The sequence below is a fragment of the Pontiella sulfatireligans genome (genome assembly GCF_900890705.1).
Taxonomy (GTDB): Bacteria; Verrucomicrobiota; Kiritimatiellia; order Kiritimatiellales; family Pontiellaceae; genus Pontiella; species Pontiella sulfatireligans.
This window is the reverse complement of sequence record NZ_CAAHFH010000001.1, coordinates 1,129,279-1,149,167: the sequence shown is the minus strand read 5'-3', so window position 1 is coordinate 1,149,167 and position 19,889 is coordinate 1,129,279. Positions and strand designations below refer to the sequence as shown.

Genomic DNA, 19,889 nt, shown 5'->3' with positions numbered 1-19,889 from the left:
TTGGCGGAAAAAGAATTTCAAAATCATAAACAGAGAATCAAAAAGGATGTATGCAGGCAAATGAAATGCGTGCAAAAACTGTACGTGATTGAAGGGTGGGTAGAATAAGGGTATCGAAAACTTCCAATGTCTGGAAAATGTGCGTATGTATAGCGCCATGATTTTGGAAGGAAAACGGGCATTGGTGACGGGCGGTGCAGTGCGCATTGGCAAAGCAATAACCGAGGCGCTGCAGGCTGCGGGCGCCGAAGTGGTGGTGCACTACTGCGCTTCGGCCGATGAGGCGCGGGCGCTTTCGCCGCATACGGTTCAGGCCAATCTCCAATCATTGGAAGAGTGCTCGGAGTTGATTGATCGGGCCGGGCCGCTGGATATTCTCATCAACAATGCATCGCTTTTCACGAAGGACCGTCTGGCAGGCAGCACCCCCGAGCGGGTGCAGCGCGAGTTCAGCGTGAACCTGTTTGCTCCTATGGAGCTGACCCGCCAGTTTGCCGCGCAGGCGGAGCAGGGGGCCGTTATCAATCTGCTCGACCGGCGCATCCGCGCCAACGACGCAAGCTGTCTTCCGTATTCCATTTCGAAGAAGGGGCTCGAAGAGCTGACCAAGCTGTCGGCGCTGGAGCTGGCGCCCAAGATCCGCGTAAATGCGGTTGCGCCGGGGCCGATTCTCCCGCCGCCAGGAAACTCCGGCGAAGACTTTCGCGAACTGGCCGGAAACATACCGCTCGACCGTCTCCCAACCCCAGCAAATATTGCGGAGGCCGTCCTGTTCCTTTTGCAGGCCGATTCCATCACTGGACAAATCATCTATGTCGATGGCGGGCAGCATCTTTTAGGAAATGGTGTGTAGAAACAATTTGGAGTGCGGTGGGAAGCGAAGCACCTCACCGCTTTGGGAGGAACCATGGACAAGATTTTTATTCGCGAGTTGGCCCTGCGCTGCATCATCGGCATCTATCCCGAAGAGCGGCGCGAGAAGCAGGACATTGTCATCAATGTCGAAATGCATGTCGACCTCCGCAAGGCCGGGCGCTCGGACGATCTCAACGACACGGTCGATTACAAATCGATCAAGAAGGCGATCCTGAAATTGGTTGAAAACAGCGGGTTTCAGCTGATCGAATCGCTGGCGGAAAAGATTGCCGACATTGCGCTGGCGAATGAAAAGGTGCAACAGGTGGTTGTAACCATCGACAAGCCCGGCGCGCTGCGCTTTGCCAAAGCCTCTGCAGTGGAAATCACGCGAAAGCGTTCGTGAGAAAGTATGTAGTTCCGCCTTTAGGCGGTTCTGTGGAACAGCCGCCTAAAGGCGGAACTACGTACCTTTTCTCTCTTTCTACTCAACCGATCCGGAGAACTCGCCCATGGCGCGGAATTTATCGTAGCGGTCTTGCATGATTTCTTCGGCGGACATCGCCGAGAGTTCGGCCAGATGTTTAAGCACCGCTTCTTTGAGGTTGGCTGAGGCGGCGGCGTGATTGACATGCGCGCCGCCCTTCGGCTCGGGAATGACTTCGTCGGCGAGATTAAGTTTGATCAGATCAGAGCCGGTAATCTTGAGCGCCTCGGCGGCTTTGTCGGAAAAGGCGCGGTCCTTCCAAAGAATGGCCGCGCAGCCTTCCGGAGAGATAACGGAATAGTAGGCGTGCTCGAGAATCAGGATGCGGTTCCCGATGCCAATGCCGAGTGCACCGCCGCTGCCGCCTTCGCCAATGATGACGCAGATGATCGGCACCTTGATGTTGAAGCTTTCGCGCAGGTTGACGGCAATGGCTTCGGCAATGTGGCGTTCCTCGGACTCGAGGCCGGCATAGGCGCCCTTGGTGTCGATGAGCGTAATGATCGGCACGCCGAACTTATCGGCCAGCTTCATGAGGCGAAGCGCCTTGCGGTAGCCTTCGGGATGCGCGCAACCGAAGTTGCACTCGACGTTGGATTTGGTGTCGCGCCCTTTCTGGGAGCCAATGATCATGACTTTCTGCCCGTCGATCTTGGCGAAGCCGCCCACGATGGCGCGGTCGTCGCGATGGATGCGGTCGCCGTGGATTTCGACGAAGTCGGTCGTCATGGCATTGATGTAGTCCATGGTGTAGGGGCGGTCGGGATGGCGGGCCACCTGCACTTTTTGCCATGCGGTAAGGTTGGTGTAGATATGGATGCGGGTCTCTTCAATTTTTTCCTGCATCCGTTTGATCTCGTGGGAGACGTCGATGTCCTGCTCTTGGCTGAACGCCTCAAGTTCTTTGAGTTTGGTTTCAAGTTCAGCAACAGGTTCTTCAAAGGGGAGTGTGATTTGTGCGCTCATAGGGTTGCTCCTTTGTCCGTAAAAATTATTCGGTGATTATAACGGTTGTTTTGCGGGGAACCAGATCAAACAGCTCCTCCACATCTTCGTTCAGCATGCGGATGCAACCCGCGCTGGACTGCTGGCCAATGCTGTCGCGCTGCCAGGTTCCGTGGATGCCGAAGCCGGTTATTTCAGGATGGTCCGTCGATACGATTTTCATCCAGCGCGTTCCGAGTACGTTTTCCGGGTCGCCGTATTCAACCTGCTTGTTGTCGGATGGGCGGGTCCACGGGGGCTCGATGATCTTATCCACGATGTTGAATTCCACAGCAGGCGTCTTTCCAAACTTTCCGGTGCCGACCGAGTAGCGTTTGAACAGTTTCCCGCCCGATATGAGGTCGAGTTCGTTGCGGGTCTTGGACACCCGAATTGTGATGTCGCCATTAAACGCCAGCAGGCGGGCGCCCGCTTGAATGGTATCTGTCTTTAGGCCGTTCATTTCCTTCAGCAGGGAGACGGTGGTACGGTATTTTTTGGCGATCTTCTGAAGGTAGTCCCCTGGCTGGATCACGTAGTATTCTTTTCCCGGGATCATGATCGGCGACTTCAGCAGCTGCATGTTGATGTCGCCAAGCAGTTCGATTGCTTCGGGGGTTGGATTAGCGGCCGCCGCCCGGTCGAGCATGTTTTTTGCGTCAACGAGCTGTCCGGCATCCATGGCGGAGCGTGCGTCGGAAATCAGCGCCCGGGTTTCGGGGGACGGCATTGGACGGGCGGGGGCCAGCGGAGCCAATCCCGCCGGAGCGGCCGGAGCAGGAGCGCCGGGTTGCGTCGCATCGGTTGCTTCGGTGTTTTTTTGCTTATCCGCGTTGGAGAAAAAGAGGTAAACGCCCAAACCAGCGAGGTGCAAGAGGACGATAAATATAAAAACGGCCTTCCAACGCCCGCGTCCGCGGTTTTGGTAGGTCCCAGCATAAATTGGTTTAGACATAGTTCGTGAAGCCTTTGTTTGTAACAGGAGCGCTATTTATGACGAATCGGCCTCGGAGGTGCAATAATAATACGTTTGCAGATGGGAAACCGGCTTTTTTGCGTATAGATTCCTGTGCATTGAACCTATGAAGATACTATTGATTACACCGCCGTTGCTGCAGCCGAACACGCCTTACGCCGCCACGCCGCTGCTGGCGGGATGGCTTAAGCAGGCAGGGCATGATGCCGTGCAGGCCGATCTGTCGCTAGGGCTGTTGCTGCGGCTCTTCTCCCAAGAGGGAATGGCCGATCTCGCGTACGAGCTTGAAATTCCGGACGACGGCATTGCTCCTTACATGGAGACGGTCGGCGATGTCATCGCTTTTCTGCAAGGCCGGCGGCCTGACCTTGCAGAACCGATGGCGCAGCGGGGCTGGCTGCCCGAGGGACCGAACCTGGAGCGGGCCTATGAACAGGAGGAGTTGCTGGGCTGGAACTTCCGGGGCCTTGACCTGCCGGACCGAGCCAAGCATTTAGCAAGCCTCTACCTCGACGACATCGCTGAGGCGGCCTCTCAACTTGACCCGCATTTTGGGTTTTCCCGCTACGCTGAAAAGCTGGCGTCGAGCCTGCCGGCGTTTGAACCGCTGCGCGCCGAACTGGAGAGCTCCGATTCAATCTTTTTCGAATGGTTGGAAGAACTGACAGACGCCCAAATGGAAAAACACCAGCCGGAGATGGTGGTTCTTACCGTTCCGTTTCCTGGTTGCCTGCTCGGCGCGCTGGCCATTGCCCGGCAGATCCGTCACACCTGCGCAGGTGTGACGATCGCCTTGGGCGGCGGCTATGTGAACACCGAACTGCGCGAGCTCAAGGAGCCAGGCATCTTCGACTATGTCGATAGTATCTCGCTGGATAGCGGTTTTCTGCCGCTGCAACGGCTCGCAGAGGGGGGAGGGCTGGTGCGCACGTTTGTCCGCGAAGACGGCGCCGTTCGGTTCTACGACGCCGATGCCGTAGAAATTCCGCACAACGAGCTGCCGCCTCCGGATTTTTCCGGTTTGGCACTCGATTGCTATCTCGACATGTTCGAGCAACTCAACCCCGTTACGCGCCTCTGGTCGGACGGTCGCTGGAACAAGCTGGTCTTGGCGCACGGGTGCTGCTGGAGCCGGTGCGCCTTTTGCGACACCTCCATCGACTATATTTGCCGCTATGATCCTGCAACGCCGGAAACGATCTGTAATTGGATTGAAAGCGTAATGGCGCAAACCGGCTTCAACGGCTTTCATTTTGTAGATGAAGCGCTTCCTCCAGACCTGCTCGACGGCCTGTGCGATGAAATCGTACGGCGAGACCTGCAAATCGAATGGTGGGGGAACATCCGATTCGAAAAGCGCTTTTCGACCAGTCTAATCCGAAAAATGGCGCAAGCGGGCTGCATCGCGGTGACGGGCGGGCTGGAAACGGGCGTAGACCGCACGCTTAAACTGATGCGCAAGGGCATCACCGTTGAACACGCCGCACGGGTGCTTGCCGATCTCGCCGATGCGGAAATCATGACCCACGCCTATTTAATGTATGGCTTCCCAACCCAGACGCTGGATGAAACCTTCCAGGCACTGGAAACGGTTCGCGATCTTTTCGATGCCGGCGCACTGCATTCGGCCTACTGGCACCGCTTTGCCCTCACGGCCCATAGCCCCATTTCCTTAAACCCGGCCACCTATGGAATTGAACTTGTTGCACATCCTCAGCCGGCCTTTGCTCTCAATGAAATCCCGTTCACTGGACATTTTGACTACGACTTGGAAGTGGTTGGGCAAGCGCTCAAAACCGCGACCTATAACTACCAGCATGGAGTCGGACTTGATTTGCTGGCGATCCAATGGCTGAAAACGGAAAAACCGAAATAAATGATGTTTTTTACAGTTCTCATTTGAGCGTGTTTTGTTAGGATGCTTTTTAAGGGAGATTTGAGATTCGGGTTTTGTGTTGTGAGTGCCCGAAATTACTATTTAATTATGAAAAGGCTTATATTTGCTTTTCTTTTTTTGTTTTCAGCGATTGCGGGGTATGCACAGGACGCCGCTATCAAGCCGATGCTGGACGTCGAGGAGGTCGAGCCGCCGGTCAGCAAAGAAACCCGCGTGACGGCGGTCTACGGCATTTCGGCCGACGACTATCTGCCGATGAAGAACATTGAACGTGCGCGTCAGCATCTACGGCCTAAAGTCCGCGGACGCGCTTCAAGGCCGGCATTCAACTTGCCGGATGCCTTCTACTTTATCGGCGGCCCAATCTTTCTTTTGCTCTTCCTGCGGGTGCTGGTGATTTTCCTCAACGGATTCGAGGAAAAGCGTCGCGAAGAACAGCGCGCCGCCGCCAGCGAAAAGACCGTTGAGGAACTGCCCCTCGCTGAATAATGCGCATTGTCTGCATTTGCAGGCTTGCCCAACTCCCGCGTTCTTTGGATACTCCACGCCCATATGCTCAGAACGTTAAAAATCAAGAATCTTGCGCTGGTCGACGATGTCCAAGTCGGCTTTAACGAAGGCCTCAATGTCATCACCGGCGAAACCGGCGCTGGAAAATCCCTTCTAATTGGGGCCCTTCGCCTGCTGCTTGGCGAGCGGGCCGACAAGTCGATGATCCGCACCGGCGAAGCATTGTGCTCGGTCTACGCCGAATTTGGTCTTTCCAATGCGGCGCAGGTGGACGCAGTCTTGACCGATGTCGGCATGGAGCCTTGCGACGGCGGCCTTTTGATCATCCGGCGCATAATCACCGAATCCTCCAACAAAACGTTGGTGAACGACGAACCGGTCACGCTCAATGTTTTGAAAAGGCTGGGGGAAGTGCTGGTCGACATGCACGGCCCATACGACCATCAATCGCTGCTCGACCAAGCCGTACAACTCGAAATCCTCGATGCATTCGGCCAGCTTGACGCCGCCAAGAAAGCCTATGCGTGCGAATACTCAAACTACCGCAAAATCCAAAAATGCATCGATGCGCTCAACTCCGACAACGAGGAAGATCTAGAACGGCAAATCGAGTTTCTTGATTACCGCGTCAACGAAATTGAAGTCGCCAAACTCACCGTTGAGGAAGAGGCCGAAGTCGAAGAGGAGCACAGCGTTATTGCCAATTCCCAGCAGTTGATTGAGCTGTCAAACGGGGCGGTAAACGCGCTCACTGAAGGCGAAGGCTGCGCATTCGATGGGCTGGCCTCAGCTCAACAGGTTTTAAATCAGCTCATCAAACTCGTTCCGGAAGCTCAGGAATGGCACGACGAAATCGAAAGCGCCGTCACCTCCGTACAGGAAGTGGTCCGTTCAATCGAAAATTCAGCGGCCGGCATCGACTCCAGCCCCGAACGGATGCAGTGGCTCGACGACCGGCTGACGACCTATCAAACCTTGAAGCGCAAATATGGGTCGACCGTCGAGGAAGTGCAGCAAAACGGCAAAACGTGGGAGCAGCAGCTCTCCGACCTCCGCGGACGGGATAAAAAACGCCTTGAGCTGCAAGGTGAATTGGATCTGGTTTTCCAAACCTTGGAAAAAGCCGGCCTAAAACTTCGCCAGATGCGGGAAAACGTGGCCGACAACCTTTCCGAATGCATCACGAAGGAGCTGATCGACATCGGTTTCGAGCACGGATTTTTTGACGTGCAGATCAATGCCTGCGCTCCCGGACCGTCCGGCATGGACGAAATTGAGTTCGGTTTTGCACCGAACGCCGGCGAGGATATGCGCCCGTTGCGCATGATTGCCTCCAGCGGAGAAATTTCGCGCGTCATGCTGGCCACCAAGGCCGTTCTCGCCAGGCAGGATCAGATTCCTGTTTTGGTCTTCGATGAAATCGATGCCAATGTCGGCGGCGAAATAGGCGGGGCCGTTGGGCGCAAGCTGGCCCAGGTGGCCGAATGCCACCAGCTCATCTGCATCACGCATCTCCCGCAGGTCGCCGCCTGCGGAACCACGCATTTGGCGGTTTCGAAAAAAGTCGAAGACGGTCGCACCTACACCGAAGTCGAGCTGCTTGATCCTGAATCGCGCCCCGACGAAATCGCCCGCATGCTCGGCGGCAAAGACAGCACGACCTCCACCCTCCAGCACGCCCGCGAAATGCTTGGAATGTAGAAAAATCTTGGAGTACGGGTAAATGATTGCTGGCGGGCAAGGGCTTTCGCTTAGCCTTAACTCGACAAGATGCCTCGTCTACGTTCAGGCATGGGCAGGTTTGGCGTTTACCAGCCGGTTTAGGCTGATACGCTTTTCGGCGGCTTCCGTCGCGAGATGGCGGTGTACTTCTGGCGGGACGCGAGCCATGAACTTTCCGCTGAATTTACGGGATGCCAGCGGTTCAGGAACCGCCTCTCCAGTTTCCAGCATAGGCGTTGACTAGTTTGCCGATCAAGGCGAATTGCTAATTGATGAATCACAGGACATCGTGGACTCGTCTTGTTGTTTTCGAAAACCCGGACTCTCGCCTAAGCCTGAGCGACATCGGCACGGGGATCGGGATGAGCCGGCTATGGTTGATTTCCCTCCATCAGACATCCTTCACAGCCGCCGATCGTTGCCTGGGCCGACTATCCGGAACGATTGTGTGGCTCTTTTGTGTGACAAGAATTGCCTCTTGCCAAATTCCGTACACCGAGTAAGTTATTTGACGTAAAGCAATGTGTAGATGGTGCATGTCGTTAAGGGCGAGGAATCCAACGAAGCGATAAGCAAGTTCTGGCCGAAGTTCCATCCGCTTCAGCCATAAGGTAAGGACGCATACAGATAAGAATATGAAATTTCCTTCATGCAGCAATTGTGTCTTTCGAACTCGATATGACAAGAACCCGAAATCCTTCATAGGGAAAGCATGGCGATGGCATATTGGTTTTTGCCCCGGTTGGAGTCTTTATTTCAAGAACCTTCCTGACGACAAGAAAAGTGAACTATCTCATCGATACAACTTGGGTAACTACTCAGGTGCTGCCGACATAGCCGGGTGAGCTTGGAATAAGCCGGAAAGCGCCTCGAAAGCACCGGTCGTATTCTTGCGCGCCGTGCAGATGTAGCTGCGGATCCGGCAGAAGTCTTCGGAATGTCCTGTGTCGCGGAAGCAACCGGAGATCTTTTGCTTCACCTTGTTCATGCGCAGGTCGCGTTCGGCGAGGTTGTTGTCGAAAGGGATATCGAAGTCATGCATGAAGGCGAGGACTTCGCGCCGGCGGTGGTCGAAGCGTTCGACGAGGTTGCGGGCCTTTCCTTTCGCGGGAGGCCCTCGCTTTTTCTTCTTGGGCGGAGGCGGGTCGGGGTTGGCGGCGTAGCCCTGGTCGAGGACTTGCTGCCAGCGTTGTTCGAAATCTCGGAGCGTGTCGGGCGCAAGGGCGGCGGATCCCGCCGCCTTGGCCGCCTCGACGCCTTCCTTGATCGACAGCAGGGTTCCGATGGCTTCTTCCGCCCATGGCTGTTCCATTTGCTCGTGGATGTAGGTTAGATCACGCAGGTGGTGGGCGTTGCAAAGCGCGTGGGAACATTTGTAGTGGTAGTAGGATTTCCAGTAGTCGTGAACGGCGGTGCCCGCGAATCCGGGCAGGACGCCGGCGGCGTCCATCGCCTCCATTCCCCGTCTGTTGTGGAGCGTGAAGAGGCTCATCGTCGGCGTGCTTGCGCAGTGCATCCAGTTGGTTTTCCCGTTCCGCCGCATGCCGGTTTCGTCGAAATGAACCACCGCCGCCGCACCGAGGGCATCGCGGATCCCGTCGACGCTGCCCTGCGCGAGCCGCCCGGCCTGGCGAACCATGTTCGCGAGCGTTCCCTCGGAGAGGGGGGTGTTGAAAAGGTCGCGCAGGGTCTCGCACAGACGGGCGTACGGGAGGAGCTGGTATCCGTTGAGGTAGATGGCCGTTGCCTTGATGCGCGGGCCGTATTGCACCGGTGCGACAACCCCCTCAGGAAAAGCGGCCGTGGTGGTGTGGCCGCAGGCGCATTGCTTCACCTCGGCCTGGTGCTCGGTGACGAGGAGTTCGACGGGCGGGATATCAAACACCTGCCGTTGTTCCATTCCTTGCGCCTTTTCGTTGCGCAGATCGCAACCGCACTTTTCGCAGCGGTTTACGCGGTGGGCTTCCACCACGTCCGGATTCTTGCGGCGTTCAAGCGTGCCGCCCGGGTGCCCCTGCTGCCCGCCCGGCTTGCGCCCGGATTTCTTCCGGAGGCTCTTGGGCGCGGGCTTCGCGAGGCCGTCGGAAGAAGGCGGCTTCGAACTGTTGCGCGAGTTCTTCGCCATCATGCCCTCAAGCTTGGCAATGCGCGCGTCCTGCGCGCGGATCCGCTCATCCATCCCGAGAAGCACGTCGGCGACGGCATCCGGGCCGAGCCGGAAAACCGCCAGCGCGTCTTCGCGCGTCATGGCGGGGGGCTCCGGCTGGCTGGCTGTTGCGTGCGCAGGCTTCTTCATGCCGCATTCATAGAGTATTCGGGGCTTCTAGGCTGCCCTAAAATGCATTTTTCTGGAGGAGGCTGGAAATGAAGACTCAAACTACCTGAGTAGTTACCAACTTGGACTAATTAGTTCAAGGATCGAGCAGATGAAAAATAAAAAATGCCCAATCCCCACCAAGCTCCGCTAGGTAAAGGGGAGTAACCTAACCAAGCAATAAAACAAGTAGGCCGAAGCGCTACCCGTTTCGGCGTAAGGTCTATGCCATAAAGAAGGAGAAAGATATGTCAGTATTACCAGAAGACGTCAGCAAAGCATGGGATAATCGGAAAGATCCTGCCATATTCAGCACTGTGGATAAGAACGGGGTTCCCAACACCATCTATGTTACTTGTGTGAGTAAATTCGGTGAAGACACAATAGTGGTTGCGGATAACTATTTCGATAAAACACGAAACAATATTCTCGCAGGGAGCAAAGGCTCCATTCTGTTTATGACTAACGAGGACAAGGCGTTCCAGGTTAAGGGGAGCATTGAATGCTACAAGGAAGGTGATGTCTTCGAAAATATGAAAAAATGGAATCCAGAACAGCATCCGGGTCATGCAGCAGTAGCATTGAAAATAGAAGAGGTCTATTCGGGTGCCGAGAAACTTTTATAGGAGTAACAACTGGGTGCTCAGTACCCGAAGGGGCGATTCGCTTCCCTCCGGTCCTGAGACCTCAACGTTGGGATCAGAAGAATAAGAAAAATGGAAACTGGAGAAATAGCCCACGTTATATATGAAACATCAGTTGGTGTTTTTGCGATCGCCCTATCGTTTTTAAGAAAGAATGATAGAAGTAATGGCAGTAGCTTTATCCGAAAATACAACAAGCAGTTGCTCCTCCTTTTCGGCATAGCCATGCTCATTCACGGAACCCATGCGTTCATCAAATACAACAAAACAACCGAAAAAAATCCCAACCAGCCATCTGAGGTTGTCCGTCAAGTAAGAAACTGACTTTCGATAGGCCCGTTCAGCCTAATGGGTAGAGCCTACTTGGACAACGCCCGTCGAGTAAGGCAACGTACAAGGCACAGACACGGCTTACCCATTACAACAGATTTTTTGCATTTTTCAGATGGCTTTACGCAAGCCGTTTTAGGGCAGTGCAAGTACAGCACTTCAGAACATGAACTAGATGGAGCAACCTCTAGCAGTCTGTCGGACTTAGCTTGCGAATAATATTTCAATATTTATGAGACTGTGCCAGTCTATGCCTGTCTTAACCAAAAGGAAGTGATGGCCACACGACTCAAGAACCTCGACCGCGACACCCCGATGCTGCTTCCGCCAGACCTGCGCGACTGGATTCCTCAGAAGCACATTGTGCATTTCCTGATCGATGCGGTGGACCGGCTTCCCGCTGGAGACTTCCGCTTCAACCTTCGGGGAACCGGCGACGAGCAGTATCCGCCGCGCATGATGCTGACTCTGCTGATCTATTGCTACGCCACGGGCCGCTTCTCCTCGCGCGGGATCGAGGATGCGACCTGGTCGGACGTCATCGTTCGCTACATCTGCGGCGGCAGCCTGCATCCCGATCATGACACGATCTGTGCCTTTCGCCGCACGAACCGCGAGCTGTTCGAAAAGGCTTTTGTACGGGTGCTGCTCATGGCGCAGGAAACCGCCGGTCTCAAAAAGGTCGGCACCGTGAGCGTCGATGGCACCAAGATCAAAGCCAGTGCCAGCAAGCATTCCGCTGTCAGCTACAAGCATGCCGGCGAGCAGGTCGAACTGCTGCGCAAGGAAGTCGAACAACTCGCCGCCAAAGCCGAGCAGGTCGATAACGTCCCGCTTGATGACGGGCTGAGCATCCCGGACGAAATCGTCCGGCGCGAAGACCGCATCAAGAGCCTGGAGCACGCCCGGGCAGTGATCAAGGCGCGCTACGAAGAGGAGCGCAAGCAAAAGCAGGCCGAGTACGAAGAGAAGAAAACGGCCTTCGAGGAAAAGCGTAAAAACAAGAAACCGCGGGGAAAAGAACCTAAACCTCCATCCGCAGAGCCGCCGGATAAGAAGCAATACAATTTTACCGACCCCGAAAGCCGCATCATGAAGGCCGGCAACGGCAGCCACTTCGAACAGGCCTACAACGCGCAGGCCGCCGTAGACACCGAAACCTATCTCATCGTTGGTCAGCTCGTCACCGATGCGCCCAATGACAAAGAGCAGCTCAATCCTGTTCTCGCAAGCATTCCTGAGGAAGCGGCCACTCCGGAAAGCGTATTGACCGATACCGGCTACTACAGTGAGAAGGCCGTCAAAGACGCCGAAACCGGTGGCGGGCCGACGGTGTACAGCGCCATGGCCAAAGGCTCGCACCACGTCAGCGTTGCCGACCTCGAGAAGCAACCGCTGCCGACCCCTCCGCCACCTGGCGCACCCATCAAGGAACAGATGGCCTACCGTCTCAAGACCCCCGAAGGGAAGGCGCTCTACAAGCAGCGCAAGCAAACCGTCGAACCCGTTTTCGGGGTTATCAAGGAAGTGCTCGGCTTCCGCCGCTTCTCGATGAGGGGGAAGGAGAAAGCCGAAACCGAATGGAGCCTCGTCTGCCTCAGCTACAATCTAAAGAAAATATTCAAGCTCATGGTGGCGCGTGCCCCGAAACACCCGGCGGCAACCGCAAAACAGCACGCCAATGCACTGTCGGCACATTTTCGGGCGTATTTTCAGACATTTTCTTGCTTCGCCCGGCCTTTGCCTCTTTTACTTGATAAGTTCATGCCGGGATGTCGCCAGTGCGGGGTTCTAACTCCGACAGACTGCTAGCTCTTGGAATGACGCTGGAGTCGAGAAGCGGGAGGCCTAGCTTGAAGCGACCCATGGAAGTCGTGAGCCTATGAATCTCATCACCGTAAAATAACCAAAATACAACTGAACAATGACTGCCCGCTCTGGCTTCGGCTGGGGAGGGCTTTTTTTGTGTCTATTGCGTCAATGAGTTGGGCTTGGGGAAGGTCTTGGAGTTCATCGGCGTGGAGTAGCACAGGAAGGGAGACTGCACGGGGGCTTGATGAAGTTTTCGTGAAGTGAGGCGGGAGGAGGACTCTGGGCTCTCCTCCTTGTTATGTCCTCAAATAAACCTCGGAATTGAAGGCAAGTATCGTCAAGCACCCCGATTTTGTGCGTTAAACGACCTAAGCTTCAGCCAGTCACGATATTCCGGGGTTATCAGCCGTTCATCATTCATCCTAAGGTTCCTCCACCTGAATCGCAGTTAGGTAAACGCTTCTGTCTCAGAATTTATCATAGGCCAACAAAAAGCCAAGGGCTTTGGCTTGGCGTTCATTTAAACCGTGTTTCTGTAGCTGTTTTTGCAGAAGGTCTGCCAATACCAGGTCGCCGCGTGATCCTATGGGGCGATCACACGATGTGTTATTTTTTACTATTTAGACGGGCAATTTTGCAGGGAAGATGGAGTAACTCATTGAACCCGTAATTTACAGTTCTTGCAGGATAGTAAGAATGGCCGTTTTAAGCTGAAAGGGAATGAAATGAATCTTAGGTTGATCTTTACCGCCTGTGTGGTTGTGCAAACCGTGATGACAACGGCTTTCGCTGCGGTGGAAGCGAGACCCAATATTCTGTTTTGCATTGCGGACGATGCCTCGATGGTCTCCTTTGGAGCCTACGGCGGAACCGTTGTCGAAACACCGGCGTTTGACCGGTTGGCGGAAGAGGGCGCGCTTTTCCGCAATGCCTACAACTGCAATCCGAAATGTTCTCCGGCGCGGGCCTGTCTGGTAACGGGGCGTTACACCTGGCAGCTGGAAGAGGCCTGTAATCATAATTCGGCCTTTCCTGACAAGTTTAAATGGTATCCGCACTTGCTGAAGGATGCCGGTTTTTATGTGGGGTTTACCGGTAAGGGCTGGGCGCCCGGCGAATACAGCGGTGAAGATAACCCGGCCGGAAAAGCTTATAACGACAACCTGTTGACGCCGCCGCATAAAGGCATTAGCGATAAAGACTATGCGGCCAATTTTGAAGTCTTCCTCGATCAGAAGCCGGCCGATACCCCGTTCTGTTTCTGGCTGGGCACGCATGAACCGCATCGCGGGTACGCCAAGGGCACCCTGTGGAAGAAAGAAGGGATGAAGCTTGAGGATGCCATCGTGCCGCCGTTTTTCCCAGACAACGAAATGATCCGCAGCGATTTGCTGGATTACGCCGCCGAAGTCAAATGGTTCGACCGTCATCTCGGGCTGGCGATCCAGGCGCTGGAGGAGCGCGGGCTGCTGGAGAATACGCTGATCATTGCGACATCGGATCACGGGATGCCGTTCCCGCGCGTTAAGAGTCAGATGTATGAAGAGGCGTTCCACATTCCGATGGTGGCGTACTGGAAGGGCGTTATTCAGCCGGGCCGGGTGATTAATGATTTTGTCGGCTTCCCGGATGTGGCCCCGACCTTCATGACCGTTGCCGGCATGGAGCCGCATGAGCAGATGACGGGGAAAAGTTTTCTGGACCTGTTGCGCTCAACGCAGTCCGGCTGGATCGATCCGACCCGCGATCATGTCCTGCTCGGACGGGAGCGGACGGATAAGACCCGACCGAATGATGTGGGCTATCCCGTCCGGGCCATCCGCACCAAAGAATTCCTTTACGTTCACAATATCAAACCCGAACGCTGGCCGTGCGGAAACCCGGAGATGGGGCTGAAAGACACCGATAATTCTCCAACGAAAAGCTATCTGACCGACCTGATGCCGGGCGATGAGGAATATCCCTATTATGAATTAAGCTTTGGCCTGCGCCGAGAGGAAGAGCTGTATCAAATTCAGGACGACCCGCACTGCATGTCCAATTTGGCGGCCAACCCGGAATATGCCGCATTGAAAGCCAAACTGCGCAAACAGATGGAAGCGGAACTGACGGCACAGAAAGACCCACGCATGTTCGGGCAGGGCGATGTGTTCGACAACTATCCGCGTGGAAAAAACCGGTCAAAACAGAAGAAGAAATGATAATTTGGAGCTGAAGATGATGAAAATGAAAACAGGTAGTACACGATGGATATCGCTGCTGATATTGGGCGGCTCAATGTTGGTTGCCAATGCGCAGGTATATGATGCGACAACGGGAGAAAAAGAGATCCTGACTCCCGATCCAGAAGCCGTGCCGGCGATTAATGGCCCTAAAGTTTATGGTGTGCGACCGGGTAAGAAGTTTGTGTATCGTATTCCCTGCCAAGGCGAGCGTCCGATTTCTTTTAAGGTTAAGGGATTGCCCAAGGGACTTGCGCTGGATGCCGAGCAGGGGATTATTACCGGTGTGGCACCCGCAGCGAAGGGTGACTACAAGATGATGTTCATCGCAAAGAATGCACACGGGAAAGCTTCGCGTGCCTACAAGCTGGTTGTTGGCGATAAAATCGCCCTCACGCCGCCTACCGGATGGAACACGTGGGGTGGGCACATGCTCGTGGTGAGTGATCAGTTGATGCGCAACGCAGCGGATATTTTTGTGGAACGTGGTTTGGCCGATGTCGGCTATCAATATCTAGGCATCGATGATTGTTGGATGCGCATTGCTCCTGAAAAGTTTAAAAACCGCCCCGAGAAGAAGCTCATCAAGCACGAGGGCTTTGACTTTCGTCCAGTGGTCGGTGAGGTGAGGGATGCGAATGGCGAGGTGTTGGCGAACCGTTCGTTTCCGGACATGAAAGCGATGACCGACTATATTCACAGCAAGGGCCTGAAAGCGGGTCTTTATAGCGGCCCCGGGCCGACCACCTGCCAGGGCTTTGTTGGATCCTATGGTCATGAAGCACAGGATGCGGCAACCTACGCCAAATGGGGATTTGATTTCCTGAAATATGACATGTGCTCCGGTGTAGGTCTCTGGAAAGATAAGTTGGCAGAAGACCCCAATTATCAGCAGGTCGAATTCTGGCGACCGATGTCGGAGGCACTCATTGCGCAGGATCGGGACATTGTCTATAATGTCCATGCGCGAAATGACCCTTGGAAATGGGGGCCGGCCATTGGGATGACGACTTGGAGAACCAGCAGGGATCTGAATGCCACGTTAAAGACCTATTTTGATCGGGCCCTGATGCATGCGACGTCCCTTCGCGAGTATAGCAAGCCCGGTCAATGGAATGATCCGGACTACCTGTATATCCATAAGATCAGGGATCATGATAAGATGTTGGATCCGACGCATGAGATCATTCTGAATACCAACCAACGCTATCAATACGTCACGCTCTGGTCGATGATTTGTGCGCCGATGGTCTTTTCCTGTAATATTGGGCAAATCGACGATTTCACGGTGAGCTTACTCGCGAATGCGGAAGTCCTGAATATTAATCAGGACGAACTGGGGCACGTGGCGGAAGTTGTCCGCAACAAGAACGAAGAAGTGATCCTGGTAAAGAAGCTGGTGGATGGATCTAAAGCGGTTGCTGTCTTTAACACCAATCCGGACGCCGAAGCCGTCATTGCCGTCGAATTTCATGAACTCGGTCTGTGCTGTACTCAGGATGTTCATGATGTATGGCGTGGCATAGACGTGGGAGCGTATGGCGACAACTTTTCGGTTAAGGTCAGTCCGAACGGTGTCGGCCTGTTTATCGTGAGCGCAGATTAATTCTTATCTCTGAAAGGATGGCTGAAAAATGAAAGAAAAACGTGCGTGTAGATATGGGTTGCTCATCCTGCTGCTGGGCGCATCGGTCTCCTTTGCAAAGAAACCAAATATCCTGCTGATCTATACCGATGATGTCGGCTTCGGGGATTTGAGCTGTTACGGCGCAACCAAGGTCAGTACACCGAACTGTGACAAGCTGGCGGCTGAAGGCGTTCGCTTTACGGATGCTCATACCGTGGCCGCAACGTGTACGCCGTCCCGCTATTCGCTGCTCACCGGCCGCTATGCGTTCAGAGACCGCGGCACCGGCATTGCCAGTCCAGTGGACGGATTGATTATTGATCCGAACAAAACAACCTTGCCCGGCATGCTGCGAGATGCCGGGTATGCGACGGGAATCGTGGGTAAATGGCATCTCGGATTGGGAACCAAACCGACCAACTATAATGAGCCGATCACGCGCGGCCCGAAAGAGGTGGGGTTTGACTATTCATGGATCATTCCTGCCACCGGAGACCGCGTGCCGTGTGTATGGATGGAGGACGGGCACATCGTAAATTATGATCCCAACGACCCGATCACCATCGATCCAACGGTGAACCGCCGGTCAAAGGAATCGCTCATTAAAGGGATCCCGCGTATTGGCAGCATGAAGGGCGGGGTGGCCGCGTTGTGGACCGATGATGAAATCTCCTTCGTGATTGCCGATAAAAGCTGCGGTTTTATCGAAAAGAACAAAGACGTTCCCTGGTTCCTGTATATGTCCACCCACAGCATTCACGTGCCACGCGTCCCGAATGAAATATTTGTTGGCAAAAGCGATTGCGGCGTGCGTGGCGATGCCCTTGTCGAGATGGACTGGCAGGTCGGCCGGATTCTGGCACAGCTGGACAAGCTCGGCCTGGCGGAGAATACGCTGGTTATCTTTTCGAGCGATAACGGCGGAACACTCGACAGCAACGGCCCGGACCTCGTTCACGGATGCGGCGATCCGGATGCCACCAACGGGCATGTGCCGAATGGTGTTTTGAATGGCAAAAAAGGCAACGTGTTTGAAGGCGGAACGCGTGTGCCGACGATTGCTCGCTGGCCCGGTCATGTTGCGCCGGGCGAATCGGCTGCCCTGATGAGTCAGGTGGATTTGCTGGCTAGTTTGGCCGCATTGGTGGGAGCCCCGTTGCCGGCAGAAGAGGCCTTCGACAGCCAGGACCAGCTTGTGGCATGGCTGGGAAAAGATCTGCAGGGACGTGAGTTCATCCTTGAACAAAGTAATAGCGGCACTCCATTTGGTCTACGTTACCGAGAGTGGAAATATCTGCCATATGGCGGCGATAAAACGGACAGTAGTGAAATGTTGTTTAACCTCGGTCAGGACATCGGCGAGCAAAACAACGTGGCAGCCGCGCACCCCGAGAAAGTTGAACAGATGCGCAAAAAGCTGATCGAGATACTGGGTGAGACGCAACTTCGCGCCCCGAAAGTGAAAAACAAAAAGAAGAAGTAGATTGTCGTGGTGGAAAGAGCCTGACAGGAGGGTTTTTAGACCAGCCGTCGCCAGAGGCTATGGCCTGACACGCGGGATTAACTGGATCATCAGGATTTTATCCGGTCGACGGGCAGGGCAACGAACTGAAACGCGTCATGCCCTGAGGGATCCTGTGGAGGGTCCGGTATCCTTATCTTAGGTTGTAGTGAATTTAGGGGTGACTGTAGAGCTGGAATGGTTTTCAGGCAGTCCATCCGTGTTCTGGAGTCCAATGTCCATGAACGGAGTTGTCCGATTCAATTTCTTTGGCCAGTGGCAGCAAGAACTCGAATAGCTCATTCAACAAATCGGAAAAGCTTTCCGGACAGGTGCGGAGCTTCGATTTCTTACAAAAGGCGCTCCACTGGGTCTGTTTTGCGATGCTTTCCCTCATCTGTGCTCCGAATAATGGATTGTCCGGCGAGCATGACGTTTTACGTTGTCTGAAGGTTGCTCTGCAGGCATTAAGCAGTGCAGGCATTTCAAATGATTGCCTGCGGGACAGAAGTCAAATGTCATAGAAATCCTTCATGCGGCTGTTGAGCAGTTCAAGTTTTACCATGGCTTCGAATTTTTCGGCGATTACGGTTTCTACCGGATAGCATTGAAGTCGTGGCACCGGCAGGTCAAGCAATGCGGGAAAGTCGCGCTTGCAGGCTTTTTGCCCGATAGAGTCGCCAAAGCCGATATCTATTTGCATGGTGACCTGAGCTGTGTCGAGTTGTGCCCGGAAGAGTACTCGAACCCCTTCGTAATCTGCATCTTCTTTGATCCGCTGAGAGCGAAGGGTGTCTTCATCAAAGTGAAGGCCGTCGTCAATTACGCTGAGGGTACATATTTCGCTGAAGGTTTTTCTAATTAGTTCCAGTGAGTTATCGAGAAACCCAAGAAGGGCAATATCCATGGTGGTTCGTCGTCCCGCCAGGTTCCATACCCAAAACAGCAATGCTCCTTTCAGGTAGAAGGAGTCTGCGTGTCTCGATTCCGACAGACGGTAAAGGAAACGCTCCATGGCGTATTGCTGGAGCACTTGATTGAAAGCGAGACCTTCGGTTTTTGATTTGTTCAGCAAGCGACTTTTAATCGATGCTGCCATGTTTTTATTTCACGATTGCTCACAGCACCGCTTCCATATAGGGCATCATTACGTTTTGCATTCGCCGAACCTGAGCTTGTTTGAGCAGCTCCTGTACGTTGTTTTTTTTTCGTTCTTTGTAAAGGCGCAGTGCTTCAACAACCACTTCGGTTCCCAGCTTGTGCTGAAACTTGAAACAGTCAGCCAGGGTTTTTTCAGGGCTGTAGATCTGCACGTCCACGCCATCCATGCGGTGAGTCTCAATTCCCGAACTGTAGGCTTGTCCTGAAAACCAATGGGCATTCAGTGGTGGGTATTCCAGTTTGGGCAGTGTTGTGTTGCGCGGCACGGCCACGGATACTTCATACGGGATCTGCGTGGTTATCTCATGAAAGGAGAGCGCGGAGATCAGGCAGACTACAGCTTTGGGATAACGAAGGCTGACTGTCACCAGATCCGGATTGCTTAGCGATGGCAGATCTGCGAGCCGATAGGTCCCACGCGAAACCAGTTCGATTTCTCCTTTGTCCCGCAGGGCATACAGTTGCGTTCGGCTGATTCCCTCCGAAAGGGCTTCGTGCATGCGCAGTTGCCCGCCATAAGACTCAAATATTTGCCTGCTGGTTGTTTTCATAAGAGTACATAATCTCCGCACAAGATTGTTTCGTGCTGAATATATGTACTTTATTGACTGCTGATGCAAGAAGCATTTTGAGCGGCTCGGCAGCATTCTTGATGCTGCCACCGGAGCTGATAAGATTTATCATCCCGGCCCGATCAAACTGAAATAAGACAAAATTTATTCAGACGGCTATGAAAGACGAGGTTGCGCCTTGAGCCCGGGTGTGATCACGCGATGTGTCATTTCCAACTATTTAGACGGGCAATTTTACAGGGTAGATGGAGTAACCAAGTAAGTGTGCATTTTTT

General features: G+C 54.2%; 15 protein-coding genes and 2 pseudogenes. 11 read left to right on the top strand and 6 right to left on the bottom strand.

The features are described from left to right. Nucleotides 1-145: 145 nt before the first annotated feature. Nucleotides 146-853 (top strand): SDR family oxidoreductase, encoded by a 708-nt coding sequence (locus tag SCARR_RS03965; protein ID WP_136060219.1) that lies wholly within the window; start codon nucleotides 146-148, stop codon nucleotides 851-853. 54 nt (nucleotides 854-907) lie between these two features. Next, on the top strand, nucleotides 908-1,261 hold the full coding sequence (folB, locus tag SCARR_RS03960; RefSeq protein WP_136060218.1) for a dihydroneopterin aldolase: 354 nt from the start codon (nucleotides 908-910) through the stop codon (nucleotides 1,259-1,261). A gap of 78 nt (nucleotides 1,262-1,339) precedes the next feature. On the opposite strand, the gene SCARR_RS03955 is transcribed toward folB, so the two are convergent. Then, a complete protein-coding gene (locus SCARR_RS03955; RefSeq protein WP_136060217.1) occupies nucleotides 1,340-2,308 on the bottom strand; it encodes an acetyl-CoA carboxylase carboxyltransferase subunit alpha in 969 nt (322 codons plus the stop codon). A 25-nt stretch (nucleotides 2,309-2,333) separates the two neighbouring features. Further along, the gene (locus SCARR_RS03950) at nucleotides 2,334-3,281 is read right to left on the bottom strand and encodes a L,D-transpeptidase family protein (protein WP_136060216.1); all 948 of its coding nucleotides are present in this window, start codon (nucleotides 3,279-3,281) and stop codon (nucleotides 2,334-2,336) included. 127 nt (nucleotides 3,282-3,408) lie between these two features. Here SCARR_RS03950 and SCARR_RS03945 point away from each other — a divergent pair, with 127 nt between their 5' ends. The 3 genes from SCARR_RS03945 (at nucleotide 3,409) to recN (ending at nucleotide 7,410) form a co-directional block, all read left to right on the top strand. After that, nucleotides 3,409-5,178 carry a B12-binding domain-containing radical SAM protein gene (locus SCARR_RS03945; protein WP_136060215.1) on the top strand — a complete coding sequence of 590 codons (1,770 nt, stop codon included), beginning with the start codon at nucleotides 3,409-3,411 and terminating at the stop codon, nucleotides 5,176-5,178. A gap of 108 nt (nucleotides 5,179-5,286) precedes the next feature. After that, nucleotides 5,287-5,688: a hypothetical protein gene (locus tag SCARR_RS03940; protein WP_136060214.1), complete on the top strand. Its 402-nt coding sequence runs from the start codon at nucleotides 5,287-5,289 to the stop codon at nucleotides 5,686-5,688. 63 nt (nucleotides 5,689-5,751) lie between these two features. Continuing rightward, a complete protein-coding gene (gene recN / locus SCARR_RS03935; RefSeq protein WP_136060213.1) occupies nucleotides 5,752-7,410 on the top strand; it encodes a DNA repair protein RecN in 1,659 nt (552 codons plus the stop codon). An 84-nt stretch (nucleotides 7,411-7,494) separates the two neighbouring features. Here recN and SCARR_RS29230 read toward each other — a convergent pair. Together SCARR_RS29230 and tnpC are read right to left on the bottom strand one after the other, a co-directional pair. After that, a pseudogene (locus tag SCARR_RS29230) lies at nucleotides 7,495-7,662 on the bottom strand (toxin-antitoxin system HicB family antitoxin); the annotation flags it as partial. 583 nt (nucleotides 7,663-8,245) lie between these two features. Beyond that, nucleotides 8,246-9,727: an IS66 family transposase gene (gene tnpC, locus SCARR_RS03920; protein WP_136060210.1), complete on the bottom strand. Its 1,482-nt coding sequence runs from the start codon at nucleotides 9,725-9,727 to the stop codon at nucleotides 8,246-8,248. Nucleotides 9,728-9,993: 266 nt separating this feature from the next. Between tnpC and SCARR_RS03915 the strand changes: the two genes are divergently transcribed. The 6 genes and pseudogenes from SCARR_RS03915 (at nucleotide 9,994) to SCARR_RS03890 (ending at nucleotide 17,863) form a co-directional block, all read left to right on the top strand. Further along, nucleotides 9,994-10,371 (top strand): pyridoxamine 5'-phosphate oxidase family protein, encoded by a 378-nt coding sequence (locus tag SCARR_RS03915; RefSeq protein WP_136060209.1) that lies wholly within the window; start codon nucleotides 9,994-9,996, stop codon nucleotides 10,369-10,371. A 90-nt stretch (nucleotides 10,372-10,461) separates the two neighbouring features. Beyond that, complete coding sequence (locus tag SCARR_RS03910) at nucleotides 10,462-10,713, top strand: hypothetical protein (protein WP_136060208.1); 252 nt, start codon at nucleotides 10,462-10,464, stop codon at nucleotides 10,711-10,713. 282 nt (nucleotides 10,714-10,995) lie between these two features. Next, a pseudogene (locus SCARR_RS03905) lies at nucleotides 10,996-12,348 on the top strand (transposase); the annotation flags it as partial. Between the two features lie 908 nt (nucleotides 12,349-13,256). After that, entirely contained in the window at nucleotides 13,257-14,732 is a 1,476-nt protein-coding gene (locus SCARR_RS03900) for a sulfatase family protein (RefSeq protein WP_136060207.1), read from the top strand. Between the two features lie 16 nt (nucleotides 14,733-14,748). After that, entirely contained in the window at nucleotides 14,749-16,359 is a 1,611-nt protein-coding gene (locus tag SCARR_RS03895; protein ID WP_168432981.1) for a glycoside hydrolase family 27 protein, read from the top strand. Nucleotides 16,360-16,387: 28 nt separating this feature from the next. Beyond that, nucleotides 16,388-17,863: a sulfatase family protein gene (locus tag SCARR_RS03890; protein ID WP_136060205.1), complete on the top strand. Its 1,476-nt coding sequence runs from the start codon at nucleotides 16,388-16,390 to the stop codon at nucleotides 17,861-17,863. 529 nt (nucleotides 17,864-18,392) lie between these two features. Here SCARR_RS03890 and SCARR_RS03885 read toward each other — a convergent pair. Further along, the gene (locus tag SCARR_RS03885) at nucleotides 18,393-18,980 is read right to left on the bottom strand and encodes a nucleotidyl transferase AbiEii/AbiGii toxin family protein (RefSeq protein WP_136060204.1); all 588 of its coding nucleotides are present in this window, start codon (nucleotides 18,978-18,980) and stop codon (nucleotides 18,393-18,395) included. Between the two features lie 19 nt (nucleotides 18,981-18,999). Beyond that, on the bottom strand, nucleotides 19,000-19,593 hold the full coding sequence (locus SCARR_RS03880; RefSeq protein ID WP_136060203.1) for a type IV toxin-antitoxin system AbiEi family antitoxin domain-containing protein: 594 nt from the start codon (nucleotides 19,591-19,593) through the stop codon (nucleotides 19,000-19,002). Nucleotides 19,594-19,889 lie beyond the last annotated feature (296 nt).